This is a genomic window from Delftia acidovorans SPH-1, assembly GCF_000018665.1.
Classification (GTDB): domain Bacteria; phylum Pseudomonadota; class Gammaproteobacteria; order Burkholderiales; family Burkholderiaceae_C; genus Comamonas; species Comamonas acidovorans.
Genome location: NC_010002.1, coordinates 1,406,132 through 1,419,291 on the forward strand (window position 1 = coordinate 1,406,132; position 13,160 = coordinate 1,419,291).

At 67.2% G+C, this 13,160-nt stretch carries 12 protein-coding genes; 8 read left to right on the plus strand and 4 right to left on the minus strand.

Annotated elements, in window-relative coordinates; translation table 11 throughout:
• The first annotated feature begins 55 nt into the window (after positions 1-55).
• Positions 56-619 (plus strand): DUF4124 domain-containing protein, encoded by a 564-nt coding sequence (locus DACI_RS06390; RefSeq protein ID WP_012203193.1) that lies wholly within the window; start codon positions 56-58, stop codon positions 617-619.
• 148 nt (positions 620-767) lie between these two features.
• Here DACI_RS06390 and DACI_RS06395 read toward each other — a convergent pair whose 3' ends face one another.
• Both DACI_RS06395 and DACI_RS06400 read right to left on the minus strand, forming a co-directional pair.
• The gene (locus DACI_RS06395) at positions 768-1,727 is read right to left on the minus strand and encodes an MBL fold metallo-hydrolase (protein WP_012203194.1); all 960 of its coding nucleotides are present in this window, start codon (positions 1,725-1,727) and stop codon (positions 768-770) included.
• 86 nt (positions 1,728-1,813) lie between these two features.
• Positions 1,814-3,514, minus strand: a complete 1,701-nt coding sequence (locus DACI_RS06400; protein ID WP_012203195.1) for an AMP-binding protein — start codon at positions 3,512-3,514, stop codon at positions 1,814-1,816.
• Positions 3,515-3,684: 170 nt separating this feature from the next.
• On the opposite strand from DACI_RS06400, the gene DACI_RS06405 reads away from it, so the two are divergent.
• Positions 3,685-4,683: an esterase/lipase family protein gene (locus DACI_RS06405; RefSeq protein WP_012203196.1), complete on the plus strand. Its 999-nt coding sequence runs from the start codon at positions 3,685-3,687 to the stop codon at positions 4,681-4,683.
• On the opposite strand, the gene phhA is transcribed toward DACI_RS06405, so the two are convergent.
• Both phhA and DACI_RS06415 read right to left on the minus strand, forming a co-directional pair.
• Entirely contained in the window at positions 4,632-5,522 is an 891-nt protein-coding gene (phhA, locus tag DACI_RS06410; protein WP_012203197.1) for a phenylalanine 4-monooxygenase, read from the minus strand. The genes DACI_RS06405 and phhA overlap by 52 nt on opposite strands.
• 64 nt (positions 5,523-5,586) lie before the next feature.
• Positions 5,587-6,669 (minus strand): Bug family tripartite tricarboxylate transporter substrate binding protein, encoded by a 1,083-nt coding sequence (locus DACI_RS06415; RefSeq protein ID WP_012203198.1) that lies wholly within the window; start codon positions 6,667-6,669, stop codon positions 5,587-5,589.
• A 375-nt stretch (positions 6,670-7,044) separates the two neighbouring features.
• Here DACI_RS06415 and DACI_RS06420 point away from each other — a divergent pair, with 375 nt between their 5' ends.
• The 6 genes from DACI_RS06420 to fabB all read left to right on the plus strand — a co-directional run bounded on the left by DACI_RS06420 (position 7,045) and on the right by fabB (position 13,027).
• Positions 7,045-7,527 (plus strand): Lrp/AsnC family transcriptional regulator, encoded by a 483-nt coding sequence (locus DACI_RS06420; RefSeq protein ID WP_012203199.1) that lies wholly within the window; start codon positions 7,045-7,047, stop codon positions 7,525-7,527.
• A gap of 137 nt (positions 7,528-7,664) precedes the next feature.
• On the plus strand, positions 7,665-8,390 hold the full coding sequence (locus DACI_RS06425; RefSeq protein ID WP_043780785.1) for a GNAT family N-acetyltransferase: 726 nt from the start codon (positions 7,665-7,667) through the stop codon (positions 8,388-8,390).
• A 105-nt stretch (positions 8,391-8,495) separates the two neighbouring features.
• Positions 8,496-9,377: an HlyC/CorC family transporter gene (locus tag DACI_RS06430; RefSeq protein WP_013804259.1), complete on the plus strand. Its 882-nt coding sequence runs from the start codon at positions 8,496-8,498 to the stop codon at positions 9,375-9,377.
• A 74-nt stretch (positions 9,378-9,451) separates the two neighbouring features.
• Positions 9,452-11,104: an apolipoprotein N-acyltransferase gene (gene lnt, locus DACI_RS06435; protein ID WP_012203202.1), complete on the plus strand. Its 1,653-nt coding sequence runs from the start codon at positions 9,452-9,454 to the stop codon at positions 11,102-11,104.
• A 178-nt stretch (positions 11,105-11,282) separates the two neighbouring features.
• On the plus strand, positions 11,283-11,807 hold the full coding sequence (fabA, locus tag DACI_RS06440) for a bifunctional 3-hydroxydecanoyl-ACP dehydratase/trans-2-decenoyl-ACP isomerase (protein ID WP_012203203.1): 525 nt from the start codon (positions 11,283-11,285) through the stop codon (positions 11,805-11,807).
• The gene (fabB, locus tag DACI_RS06445) at positions 11,804-13,027 is read left to right on the plus strand and encodes a beta-ketoacyl-ACP synthase I (RefSeq protein ID WP_012203204.1); all 1,224 of its coding nucleotides are present in this window, start codon (positions 11,804-11,806) and stop codon (positions 13,025-13,027) included. The genes fabA and fabB overlap by 4 nt, the downstream gene beginning before the upstream one ends.
• Positions 13,028-13,160: the final 133 nt, after the last annotated feature.

Below are 13,160 nucleotides of genomic sequence, written 5' to 3' on the forward strand. Positions count from 1 at the left end.
GGTTACCGACAGGCGGGCCGCATGCCGCGGCCCGGATACCGCAGGGGTTTCAACAATGACAACAACATGGAGCCGCGCGGCCTGGGCCGCGCTGGGTCTTGCATGGGCGTGCACGGCGGCAGCGCAGCCGGTCTACAAATGGGTGGACGCGGAAGGGCGCACGCATTACGGATCGCAGCTGCCCACCGACCAGGCCGATGCCGGCCAGATCAAGGTATCGCCCAATGGCAGCTCGGGCGCAGGCTCGGGCCGGTTTGGCGAGGAGCGCAACCCCGACGGCACGAAGAAGCTGCCCAAGCAGGTGCGCGAGATGGCGGACGGCGTGGCCAAGGGCCTCAGCAAGGTCGACTCAAAGGAGGTGCCGCTGAACTGCGCCGCCGCCGTGGACAACATCCGCAGCCAGGTGGACACCATGGTCGAGAACGGGCAGAAGAACGTCAAGGGCGGCTACATCACCCAGGCGCAGTTCGATGCAACCGCCGGCAAGTTTCGCGAGGCGCGCACCCATGCCACGGTGGCCGACTGCCAGGCCGCCACGGGCCGCTCCAAGGCCATGTACCAGTGCATGTCCAGCAGCTACAACCACCTGATCGGCTGCGCGGAAAAGCACAAGCCCTGAACCGGGCGCTGGCAACCCATACAGACGCCGGCATGCCCATGTGCTAGTCAGGGCCGCTGGCCTTGTCCTGCGGGAAATGGGTCGTGATGGCGCTGTCCGGACGCATTTGCAGGTGTGCCCGCGTTCAGGCCTTCAGACATTCAGGCCTTCAGGCATTCACCAGCCACTCGCCCTCACGCTGCGCCGCGCCGGAGTGCACGAGCATGTCCACCAGCGCACGGCCCCAATCGTCAGGGGGCTGGTCAGAGAAATAGCCTGCGTGCAGTGTGCCGAAGTAGGGCGTGGCGGCCAGCCAGGCCAGCAGATCGGTGGTGCGTATGCGCTGCCAGTCCAGCAGCCGGTACTTGAGCAGCACCTTGGCCGCGTAGAGCGCGTGGCGCTCGGGGGCGCGCACAAAGCCGTCCAGGCGGCGGCGTGCCGTGTCCAGCGCGGCGGCGACGCCCGTGAAAACGCCACCGTGGCCGGGGACGATGGTCAGCGGTGCCAAGCCTTCGATCACGTCGAGCGTGGCTGCCACCTCGTCGAAGGCGCTCAGGCCCTCGATCTCGGGGAAGACCACGCCGAAGCCGTTTTCCCAGAGCGCGTCGGCCGAGATCAGGGTGCGGCTGGCGGGCTCGAACAGGATGATGGAGTGCGGATCGTGCCCGGGCGCGGCATGGATCTGCCAGTCGCGCCCCGACAGCCGCACGCTGGTGCCGGGCTGCAGCACGCCGGTCAGCGCAAATTGCGGGCATTCCTGGCCGGTGGGCGTGTAGCTCAGTGCAGCGGGGTTCCAGTCGCGCACGAAGGCGGCCTGGCCCGGTGCGGCGTAGGTTCTGGCCTGCGGCCAGTGCGCCTGCAAGGCAGCATTGCCGCCGCAGTGATCGCTGTGCAGATGGGTGTTGAGGATGCGTGCCAGCGGTTGGCCGGCCAGCGTCTGCTCGACCAGCAGCACGGTCTGCCCGGCATGGCTGACGTAGCCGGTATCGACCACGGCAGCGCCGTCGTCCACAGGGACATCGGCATCGGCGGCGAAGACGATGTTGTTGGCCGACAGCCAGCCGCGCTCCAGCACGGTCATGCCGGGGGGCAGCGCGGCGCTATCGCTGGTTGGGGCGGAGGTTGTCATGAGGAGGCGAGGCGGTTTTTGCCCGAGGCTAACAGCCGCAGGCAGCCACGGCTGACGCGTGGGCTACAGCTGCGGCCGTGCGGGTTTCAGGCGGGATCGCGCAGGGCGCGCCTGAGGATCTTGCCTACGTTGGTCTTGGGCAGTTCGTCGCGGAACTCCACCGTGCGCGGGCGCTTGTAGCCGGTGAGCTGGTCATGGCAAAAGCGCATGACCTGGTCCTCGGTCAGTGCCGGGTCGCTGCGCACCACGTAGACCTTGATGGCCTCGCCCTGGCGCTCATCGGCCACGCCCACGGCTGCGCATTCGAGCACGCCGGGGCACATGGAGATCACGTTCTCCAGCTCGTTCGGATAGACGTTGAAGCCGCTGACCACCATCATGTCCTTCTTGCGGTCGATGATGCGGGTGAAGCCCTCCTGGTCCATCACGCCGATGTCGCCGGTGCGCATGTAGCCGTCGGCCGTGAAGGCCTTGGCGGTTTCGTCGGGCTGGTTGTAGTAGCCGCGCATGACGTTGGGGCCCTTGATGCACAGCTCGCCGGCCTCTCCCATGGGCAGGTCGCGGCCTTCGTCGTCCTTGATGGCGATGGAGATGCCCGGCAGCGGCAGGCCGATGGTGCCGCTGAAGGAGGTGGTGACGACGGGGTTGTTGGTGCCGATGGCGCAGGTCTCGCTCATGCCCCAGCCTTCGATCATCACGCTGCCCGTGACCTGCTGCCACTGGCGCGCCGTGCCCTCGCTGGCGGCCATGCCCCCGGCCTGCGACACGCGCAGTTGCGAGAAGTCCAGCTCGCGGAACTGGGCGTTGTTGAGCAGGGCGTTGAACAGGGTGTTGACGGCCGGCAGGATGTGGAAGGGCCGTTTTTGCAGCACCTTGACGAACTTGGGGATGTCGCGCGGATTGGGGATCAGGCTCAGGCTGGCGCCCATGCGCATGGCAAACAGGCTCACCGTGAGCGCGAAGATGTGATACAGCGGCAGCGCCGCGATGATGTGCGTGTCCTGGGCCTTCACGCGGCCATGCAGCGCGGGCGTGAACCAGGCATGGGCCTGCAGCGTGGCGGCCACGATGCAGCGGTGGGTGAGCACGGCGCCCTTGGACAGGCCCGTGGTGCCGCCCGTGTACTGGAGAAAGGCCACCGAATCCAGCCCCGCCTGGCTGGGCCGCAGCTCTTTCTGGGCGCCGCGCGCCAGCGCCTGGGAAAAGGTCGTGACCTCGCGCACCGTGCCGCCGGCGCCGTCCAGCGGCAGGCTGTAGGCCGGCACCATCTTGGCCAGGTGGCGCACGGCGAAGGTGATCCAGCTGCCGTACATGCCGCCCAGCAGATCGCCCATGGCCGTGACGCAGACATGGCGTATGGCGCTGCGCTCGATCACGTCGGCCAGGGTGTGGGCGAAGTTCTCCAGGATGATGATGGCCGTGGCGCCCGAGTCCTTGAGCTGGTGCTCCAGCTCGCGCGGGGTGTACAGCGGATTGACGTTGACGCAGGTGTAGCCGGCGCGCAGCACGGCCGCCATGCTCACGGCGAACTGCGGCACATTGGGCAGCATGATGGCCACGCGCGCATCGGGCTCCAGGCCCAGTCCCTGCAGCCAGGCGCCCAGGCGGGTGGACAGCTGGTCCAGCTCGCGGTAGCTCATCCAGCGATCCATGCAGACCGAAAAGGGCAGGTCCGCATGCTGGGTGAAGGCCTCCTCCAGCAGGTGTGTGAGCGAGCGGTATTGCTCGGGATGCACCTCATGAGGCACATCGGCGGGATAGTTCTTGAGCCAGGGCGCAGCGTCCATGCAGGGTACCTTGGGTTGCTGGGAAGACAGGGGGACAGCGAAGTTGCAGGCGCCGGCCGGCCGGCCACCGCTGCGGCCGATTCTGGTCAGGCGGGTGCTTTGCGGTCTACACGGGGTTGTCCTAGGGCCTGTGCTACGTTGGCTTCTTTTTTCATTGGGGACGGGCTGCCGTGAACGCACGCATTCTGCAAATGGTGGCGCTGGGCACGCTGGCGGGCGCCGCGGCCTGGCTGGCATGGTGGTGGCCGCGTTCACCCGGGCTGGCGCTGGCGGGGGCGCTGCTGGGCCTGTGCTGGCCGGGCCTGCACCTGGGCCTGCAGATGCTGCTGATGCGCCGCGTGGTGCGCAAGGCGGGGGCACCCGTGCCGTCATGGCGCGCGGTGGCGGAGGCCTGGCTGGCCGAGTGGCGGTTGGCCGTGCAGGTGTTTGGCTGGCGGCTGCCGTTTCGCGCCCGTGCCGAGGCCGATGGCTTGCCTGACGGCGGCACCACCGGCCAAGTGGGTGCGATGGGCCAGGTGGGCGTGGTGCTGGTCCACGGGTTCTTCTGCAACCGCGCGGTCTGGGCGCCCTGGCTGCGGCGGCTCAAGGACGGCGGCATTGCCTGCGCGGCCATGACGCTGGAGCCGGCGCATGGCGCATCCATCGACGCCATGGTGGCCGACCTTGACGCCTGCGCGCGCCGCATGGCCCAGGCCACGGGGCGCGCTCCGCTGATCGTGGCGCACAGCATGGGCGGCCTGGTGGTGCGGGCATGGCTGGGGCAACTGTCGGCGCAGGAGCGCCCGCAACTGGCGGCCCATGTGGTGACGCTGGCCACCCCGCACCGTGGCACCTGGATGGCGCGCTTCGCCCATGGCCTGCCGGCGCTGCAGATGCGCACGGACAGCCCCTGGTTGCAGCGCCTGGGGCCGCCCCCCTCGGACGTGCCCTTCAGCTGCTGGTGGAGCTGCTGCGACAACATCGTCTTTCCATCGCCCGTGGCCACGCTGCCGGGGCAGGATGCGCACCGCCTGGACGATGTGGCCCACGTGCAGCTGGTGTTCGACGAGCGCGTCTGGCGCTTTTGCCTGGCGCTGCGCGAGCGGCTTCAGGCTGCAGATTCCTGCAGCGCCGATTCCTACAGAGCGACCTCGCCCGGCAGCAGCGCATCTGCCGCGACGGTGGGCTGATCGCGCAGCTGGCGGTACAGCGGCTCGAAATCGGCGGCCGTGAGGTCGAACAGCTGCTGCAGGTCGTCGATCACGAAGTAGGTGTGCTGGTAGCTGTCGATCTTGTAGAGCGTGCGCATGGCGCGCTCCAGCGACAGCGGCAGGCGCTGCGGCTCGGGGCTGCGCACCGAGTAGTTGAGTTCGCCCGATGAACTGAGAATGCCCGCGCCATAGGCGCGCAGGCCACCCTGCTCGCGGATCAGGCCGAATTCGATGGTGTACCAGTACAGGCGCGACAGCATCTCGCAGGCGCCCAACTCGGCCGCCTTGAGCCCGCCCTGGCCGTAGGCCTGGATGTAGTCGGCGATGACGGGGTTGAACAGCAGAGGCACATGGCCGAAGAGGTCGTGGAAGACATCGGGCTCGACGATGTACTCGAACTCCTCGGGCTTGCGGATCCAGTCCGTGACCGGGAATTTGCGGTTGGCCAGCAGCGAGAAGAAGGGCACCTCGGGAATCAGCCCGGGCACGCCGACGATCTCCCAGCCCGTGGCGCGGCGCAGGCGCTCGTTGACTTCCTCGAAGCGCGGAATGCGGTCCTTGGCGCCCAGCGAGGGCAGGGCGTCGATGAAGTGCTGGCTTGCCAGGCCCGGCAGCAGGGCGGACTGGCGCTCGTACAGGCGCCGATAGGTGTCGTGGTCGGCCTCGGTGTAGGCGTCGTAGTCCTGCGCGCAGGTGTAGTCGTCGCTGGCGCGGCTGTAGTCGCCGCGCGGGGGGCGGTCGGCCTGGCCGTAGACCACGGGTGCCACACCGGGGGCGTGGGCGTGGGACGAGGTGGGGGTCGCTGCGGTGCTCATCATGGTGCTCTCCAAGGATCTTGTCATTGCCGCCCCGGGCCGGGGGCAGGCAAGGCACCTGCGCGGCTCAGAGCTGGCGGATTCGGGCGGCCTGTACCAGCAGGCCGTATTTGCTGTGCTCGGAACGCACAAAGCGCGCGAACTCCTGCAGTTGCAGTTCTTCGGGCAGCGCGCCCATGGCGGACAGGGTGTCCTGCACCGGGCGGCTGCGCATGGCCTGCGAGAACGCGGCGGCATGGCGCTGCGCCTGTTCCGCGGGCCAGCTGGCCGGTGCAAACAGGCCGAACCAGTTGGCCATGTTGAAGCCCTGCACCGTGTCGTTGAGGCTGGGCACCTCGGGCAGCAGGGGCGCGCGCTCCAGCGTGGTCACGGCCAGGGCCTGCAGCCGCCCTGCGCGGATGTGCGGCAGCGAAGACGCCAGGCTGTCGAACAGCAGGTCGGCCGAGCCGTCGAGCAGGGCCGACAGTGCCGGCTGCGTGCCGCCGAAGGGCAGGTGCAGCAGCGGCAGCCGCGTGAGCATCTGGTACATCTCGCCCGACAGGTGGCCGCTGCTGCCCGGCCCGCCCGAGGCATAGCGCAGCGGCTGGCGGTGCTTGGCAAGAAAGCGCTGCAGGTCCAGCGGCGTGCGTATGCGCCACTGGCGTGCCAGATCGCTGCGCATGACCAGCACATTGGGCATGCGCGCCACCAGCACCAGCGGCTGGAAGTCGCGCAGCGGGTCGTAGCCCAGCTGGGGCTGAAGCCAGGGCAGCACGGCATGGGTGGCGGCCGCGCCCATCAGCAGCAAGCGGTCCTGGGCCGTGGCCTGGGCGACCATGTTGGAGCCCTTGGCGCCGCCGTCGCCCGGCACATAGAGGATTTGGATGGCTCCCAGCTTCGCGGTGCTGGCCTCGACCAGCGGCCGTGCCGTGCGGTCCAGCGGGCCGCCGGCCGCATAGGGAACGATCAGGGTCAGGGAGTCGGACTTCGCATCGCGCGTCTGGGCGGCGGAGGGCTGCTGGGCCTGCGCCGCCGCAGGCAGCCAGGGCAGGGCGGCCAGTGCTGCCAGCAGGCTGCGCCGCGCCAACCGGGCCGACGGCTGCGGGCCGGCTGGCGCAGGCGCACGGGCATGGCGTGACATGGCGCGGTTGGCGTCGTGGCGGGGCGTCATGGCGTGAAGCGAAATGGAGGCGATCCCCGCAGTATAGGCAGCGTGGGCAGGCCGGAAGGCGTGGACGAGGCATGTCCCGTTGGCGCTTGACTGTTTGCGCGCAGGCCTGGGCGGCAGCCTGGTTCAGCGGGGCATTCATGGGGATCTCCGGCCAGTTCAATGCAGGACAGTCGGACGGGCGCCATGGCCGGCGCCTGCGTCTTCTCGATCGGTGCTGTCACTGTAGGCGGGAGGGGCTTCAGCTTTTTGCCGTTTGCCCGTGGAGGGAAAATGCGAAATGCATGAAAATTGCGGAATTCTTTCGTTTATCGCAATTTAACTGGTTAATTCGGGTTAACCCTGAAGAAATCCGTACTTATTTACGAGTCCACCGCCATGAGCGCCACGCACAACATCGACAAACTGGATCGGGCCATTTTGCGCCGCCTGCAGGCCAACGGCCGGGAAACCTATGACGTCATCGGGGAGCAGGTCGGCCTGTCTCCCAGCGCCGTGCTGCGCCGGGTCAAGCGCCTGGAAGACGGCGGTGTGATCGATCGCTACGTGGCCCTGGTCCAGCCCGAGACGGTGGGCCTGGGGCTGACCGCCTATCTCAACGTGCGCCTGGAAAAGTACACCGAGACCAGCAAGCGCAACCCCATGGACGTGTTCCGCGCCAGCGTGCAGACTTGGCCCGAGGTGGTGGAATGCGTGTCACTGACCGGCGAAATGGACTACCTGATGCGCGTGGTCGTGGCCGATATGCAGCACTACACGCGCTTCGTCATGGACACCTTGCTCAAGCACCCCAGCGTGCAGGACTGCAAGACCAGCTTCGTGATGGACCGGGTGAAGGTGACCACGGCGGTGCCTCTGTAGCCACGAAGGCTCGGACAGGGGCCTGGCCGTCGAGAAGTGCAGGGAGGGAAAATTGGTTTGCATGCCAAAACCTTACGGTTTTGTTGCATTGCAATATCTCCGTTGCTCGACATCGGGTTTTTACCTATATTTGAGCCATGAATGCATCCAAAGACTGGTTGAAGGCGTCCTGGCAGGCCGGCCGGGACATGTTGCGTGCGAGCGCAGGCCAGCCGCACCGTCCCGATGGGCGCTCCGTGTCCATGGTGCCCATTCGCTCGCTGGGCCCGTCCCACCGCGAGCGCGTGGTGGCGCATTTGCTCAAGCTCGATGAAGGCGACCGCTACCTGCGCTTCGGCTATGCCGCCAGCGACGAGCAGGTCCGCCGCTATGCCATGCAGCTCGACTTCGAGCGCGATGACATCTTCGGCATCTACAACCGCCGGCTCGAGCTGATCGCCATGGCGCACCTGGCCTTTGCCTCGCATCCCGAGCACAAGAGCTGCGCCGAATTCGGCGTCTCCGTGCTCAAGCAGGCACGTGGCCGTGGCTATGGCGGGCGCCTGTTCAACCGCGCCGTGATCCATGCACGCACCAAGGGCGTGTCCATGATGTTCATCCACGCGCTGTCGGAGAACACGGCCATGCTCAGGATTGCGCGCAAGGCCGGCGCCACCATCAAGCGCGATGGCTCCGAATCCGAGGCCTACCTGCAACTGCCGCCCGCCGGCATCGACACGCACATGGCGTCTCTGATGACCGAGCACATCGGCGAGGTGGACTACCAGTTCAAGAAGCAGGCCAAGCAGTTCTGGGATTTCCTGGCCGACGTGCAGGAAATCCGCCGTGGCGTGCAGGATGGCCGCCACCAGGCCGGCGAATAAGCGCAAAACGCCGCAAGGGAATTGGCGCAGCGCATGCAGGGGTGACGGAGCAATCCGCTATCCTTGCAGCTTGTTTCACTACCGCACGTCCTGCACTCCAAGACAGTGTCCGACCCCCATCCTGCGCGCTCTTCCGAGAAGGAAAGCAAGCGAAGCTTCCTGCAAAAGGTGGCCGAGTTCATCCACCCGGCCCCCGACTCTCCCGACGAGCTGATCGAGACCCTGGCCGACGCCGAGGACAATCAGGTCATCGGCCCCGAGTCGCGCGTCATGCTCGAACGCGTGATCCGCATGGCCGACATGACGGCCGGCGACGTCATGGTCGCAGCCCCTCGCATGGACCTGGTCAACATCGACGCGCCGTTCGATGAATTGCTGCACCAGGTCATCACCACGGCCCATTCGCGCTTCCCGGTCTACCAGGGCGAGCGCGAGAACATCATCGGCATCCTGCTGGCCAAGGACCTGCTCAAGCTGCAGCGTTCGCCGGACCTGAACATCCGCGCCCTGCTGCGCCCCGCCGCCTTCGTGCCGGAGAGCAAGGGCCTGAACGATCTGCTGCGTGAATTCCGGGGCAACCGCAATCACCTCGCCGTGGTCATCGACGAGTTCGGCCGCGTGGCGGGCCTTGTGACCATCGAGGACGTGCTGGAGGAAATCGTCGGCGAGATCGAGGACGAGTTCGACATCCCCGAGGACGAGGGCGACATCTTCGCCCTGGCCGACAACAGCTACCGCGTGGCGGGCGACACCACCATCGAGCATGTGAACGAGACCTTCGAGGTCGCCCTGCATGCCCGCGATCCCGACGATGAGTTCGACACCATCGGCGGCCTGATCGCCCACGAAATGGGCCATGTGCCCAAGCGCGGCGAGCAGATCCATCTGGCGGGCCTGGAATTCACCGTGCTGCACACCAAGGGCGGCGCCGTGCGCTGGTTCAAGGTGGTGCGCGATCCTGCTGCCGACAGCCTGCTGCGCAGCTGAGCGCTGCGCCTGAGCCCGCCCTTGGCTGGACCTCTCTCACCCGAGACCTACCTCTTTTTGCGCACAACCGGCCGATGCCCCTGTCCAGTTCTTCCGCTTTCTCGCAAGACGGCCGGCGCATGGGCCGGTTCGCCCATGGCGTGCTGCTGCTTGTGGCCGGTGCAGCGCAGGCCCTGTCACTGGCCTGGCCCTGGGCGCGCGGGCAAGGTGACGGGCCGCTGAGCCTCATCGGCGGCTATGGCCGCCCGCTGTGGTGGCTGCAGATTCTGTCGCTGGCCGTGCTGGCGCGCGCCCTGCAGACGGCGCAGCGTCCGGCCCAAGCGGCAGGGCGTGCCATGCTCTTCGCCACGGCCTGGCTGGTGGCCACCTTCTGGTGGCTGTTCATCTCCATGCATGTCTACGGCGGCCTGCCTGCGCCGCTGGCCGTTGCCGCCGTGCTGGCGCTTGCGGCGTTTCTGGGCAGCTACTACGCGGTGGCAGCCTGGGGCTGGCAAAGGCTGCGCCCTGCTGGTGCGGCGGGTGGCGCGCTGCTGTTTTCCGCCGTCTGGCTGCTGGCCGAGCTGGCGCGTGGCTGGCTGTGGACCGGCTTTCCCTGGGGCGCGGGCGGTTATGCCCATGTGGAAGGCCCCTTGTCCGTGCTGCCGCGCTGGATTGGCGTCTATGGCACGGGGGCCGTGGCGGCCTGGCTGGCATATGGGCTGGCGTATGGGCTGGCTGCCTTGCTGGACAGACAGGGTCTCCGGCCCGTCCGCCTGGTGGCCACTGCCGCGGCGCTGGTCCTGGCCTGGGGCGGGCTGTGGTGGCTTCGCGATGCCGCCATCAATGCACCGTCGGCCGAACGGCCGGCGCTGAGCGTGGCCTTGCTGCAGGGCAATATCCCGCAGGATGAGAAATTCGAGGCCGGCAGCGGCATTCCGCTGGCGCTGGGCTGGTACGGGCGCGAGCTGCGCGCGGCCACCGCGCAACTGGTCGTGGCGCCTGAGACGGCCGTTCCCCTGCTGCCCCAGCAATTGCCCGAGGAATACCTGGACCTGCTGCGCGAACCGTATCTGAAGAAGGACGGCCGGCAGGCAGCGCTGCTGGGCATTCCCCTGGGGTCGGAAGAGGCCGGTTACACGAACTCGGTCGTGGGCTGGCAGCCCGGCCAGATCCAGGACTACCAATACGACAAGCACCATCTGGTGCCCTTCGGGGAGTTCATCCCGCCGCTGTTTCGCTGGTTCACGCAGATGATGAACATACCGCTGGGCGACTTCAACCGCGGCGCGCTGGGCCAGCCCTCCATGGCCTGGGCCGGCGAGCGTCTGTCGCCCAACATCTGTTACGAGGATTTGTTTGGCGAGGAGCTGGGGGCGCATTTTGGCAACGCGGCGACGGCGCCGACGGTGCTGGTGAATTTCAGCAACATCGGATGGTTTGGCGACAGCGTGGCCATCGACCAGCATCTGGCCATCAGCCGCATGCGCGCGCTGGAATTCGAGCGCCCCATGCTGCGCGCCACCAACACCGGCGCCACGGTTGCCATCGACCACCGGGGTGTGGTCACGCAGGCGCTGGTGCCTTACGAGCGCGCCGTGCTGCAGGCCAGCGTGCAGGGGCGCGAGGCCTTGACGCCATTCGCGCGCTGGGTGCACGCGGCAGGTCTGGTGCCGCTGTGCCTGGCTGCCTTGGCGGTGCTGGCGGTGGCGTGGATCAGGCGCCGCAAGCGGCCGGTCCAGGGGCTGTAGCCAAGGCCCGCGACCTGGGTCGGCGTGGCTTTTGTGGCAGAGTTTTGATGCGGCCTCGGGGTTTTGTTGCAGTCTGGCAACGTTCAACCCCGATAATGCGCGGCTGCATGGTCCGCTGCGGGCCGCACCCATTCAGAGATAGAGGTGGCGTCAGTGCCGCCGTGGAGCAAGTTAGACAATGGCCGATTCTTTTTCGTATGAGCAACTGATCGCTTCGGGCGAAGGCAAGCTGTTTTCCGCAGACAGCGGACGTCTTCCCCTGCCTCCCATGTTGATGTTCGACCGCATAACGCACATCGACACCGATGGTGGCGCCCACGGCCTGGGCAAGATCGTCGCCGAGCTCGACATCAAGCCTGATCTCTGGTTCTTCGATTGCCATTTCCGGGGCGATCCCGTCATGCCCGGCTGTCTGGGCCTGGACGCCATGTGGCAGTTGATCGGTTTTTACCTGACCTGGCTGCGCCTTCCCGGCCGTGGCCGCGCCCTGGGCGCCGGCGAGGTCAAGTTCACGGGCGAAGTGGGTCCTGACGTCAAGCTGGTGACCTACGAAATCAACATCAAGCGCGTGATCAAGCGCAAGCTCAACATGGCCATCGGCGATGCACGCCTGCTGGCCGATGGCAAGGAAATCTACGTGGCCAATGACCTGCGCGTGGGTCTGTTCCTGCGCGAGGGTGAAGGCCAGGGAACGGCAGCATGACCAAACGTCGCGTAGTCATCACCGGCGCGGGCATTGTCTCGTGCATCGGCAACGACCTCGATACCGTGGAGACCTCGCTGCGCGAGGGCCGCACGGGCATCAAGGCCATGCCGAAGTTCACCGAACTGGGCATGCGCAGCCAGGTGGCCGGTGTGCCGGAGATCGACGTCGAGGCAAGGATCGATCGCAAGCAGCTGCGCTTCATGGGCGATGCGGCAGCCTATGCGCAGATCGCGCTGGAAGATGCCATCGCCCAGGCGGGCCTGGCACCCGAGCAGGTCAGCCATCCGCGCACGGGCCTGATCATGGGCTCGGGCGGCGGCTCGCCGGCCAACCAGATCGAGGCGGCTGACACATTGCGCGAGAAGGGCATTCGCCGCGTCGGTCCCTACCAGGTCACGCGCTGCATGAGCTCCACGGTGTCGGCCTGCCTGGCGACCAATTTCAAGGTCAAGGGCATCAACTACTCCATCACCTCGGCCTGCTCCACCTCGGCGCACTGCATCGGTGCGGCGGCACAGCAGATTGCCTGGGGCATGCAGGACGTGATGTTTGCCGGTGGCGGCGAAGAGCTGTCCTGGGGCATGGCCCTGCTGTTCGACGGCATGGGTGCCATGTCCAGCAAGCACAACGACCAGCCCGAAAAGGCTTCGCGCGCCTATGACGCCAACCGCGACGGTTTCGTGATCGCAGGCGGCGGCGGTGCCGTGGTGCTGGAAAGCCTGGAGCACGCCCAGGCCCGGGGTGCGAACATCCTGGCCGAAGTCGTGGGCTTTGGCGCCACCAGCGATGGCGAGGACATGGTCGCGCCCTCGGGCGACGGAGCCATCGCCTGCATGCAGCAGGCCCTTGAAGGCATCGAAGGCGGCGTGGACTACATCAACACCCACGGCACCTCCACGCCTGTGGGCGACATGCAGGAAGTGCGCGCCATGCGCGCGCTGTTCGGCGACCAGGTGCCGCCGTTCTCCTCCACCAAGTCGCTGACCGGCCACTCGCTGGGCGCGACCGGCGTGCAGGAAGCCATCTACTGCATGATCATGATGAACAAGGGCTTCATCGCAGGCTCGGTCAACGTGGACACGCCCGATCCAGCACTGGGCGACATGCCCCTGGTCACCCGCACGCGCGATGCCCAGTTGAACACCGTGCTGTCCAACAGCTTCGGCTTCGGTGGCACGAACGCCTCGCTGGTGCTGCGCCGCTGGCAGGGCCAGTGAACACGCCCTGGTGTGTAAAAGGCGTGTCCTGAAGGAAAAAGCCCGCCTCCTGCGGGCTTTTTTACTGGCGAGCGCCGACAATGCCCAGGTCGCGCGGGAGGCAGCACCCCATGCTGCTGCCGGATCCCCGCCC

Coding starts and splice junctions, on each gene's coding strand:
- phhA (WP_012203197.1), bottom strand. CDS start 5,522: ATGATGAGCACCGCAGCGACCCCCACCTCGTCCCACGCCCACGCCCCC.
- lnt (WP_012203202.1), top strand. CDS start 9,452: ATGCCCCTGTCCAGTTCTTCCGCTTTCTCGCAAGACGGCCGGCGCATG.
- fabB (WP_012203204.1), top strand. CDS start 11,804: ATGACCAAACGTCGCGTAGTCATCACCGGCGCGGGCATTGTCTCGTGC.
- DACI_RS06390 (WP_012203193.1), top strand. CDS start 56: ATGACAACAACATGGAGCCGCGCGGCCTGGGCCGCGCTGGGTCTTGCA.
- DACI_RS06415 (WP_012203198.1), bottom strand. CDS start 6,669: ATGACGCCCCGCCACGACGCCAACCGCGCCATGTCACGCCATGCCCGT.
- DACI_RS06400 (WP_012203195.1), bottom strand. CDS start 3,514: ATGGACGCTGCGCCCTGGCTCAAGAACTATCCCGCCGATGTGCCTCAT.
- DACI_RS06420 (WP_012203199.1), top strand. CDS start 7,045: ATGAGCGCCACGCACAACATCGACAAACTGGATCGGGCCATTTTGCGC.
- DACI_RS06395 (WP_012203194.1), bottom strand. CDS start 1,727: ATGACAACCTCCGCCCCAACCAGCGATAGCGCCGCGCTGCCCCCCGGC.
- DACI_RS06425 (WP_043780785.1), top strand. CDS start 7,665: ATGAATGCATCCAAAGACTGGTTGAAGGCGTCCTGGCAGGCCGGCCGG.
- fabA (WP_012203203.1), top strand. CDS start 11,283: ATGGCCGATTCTTTTTCGTATGAGCAACTGATCGCTTCGGGCGAAGGC.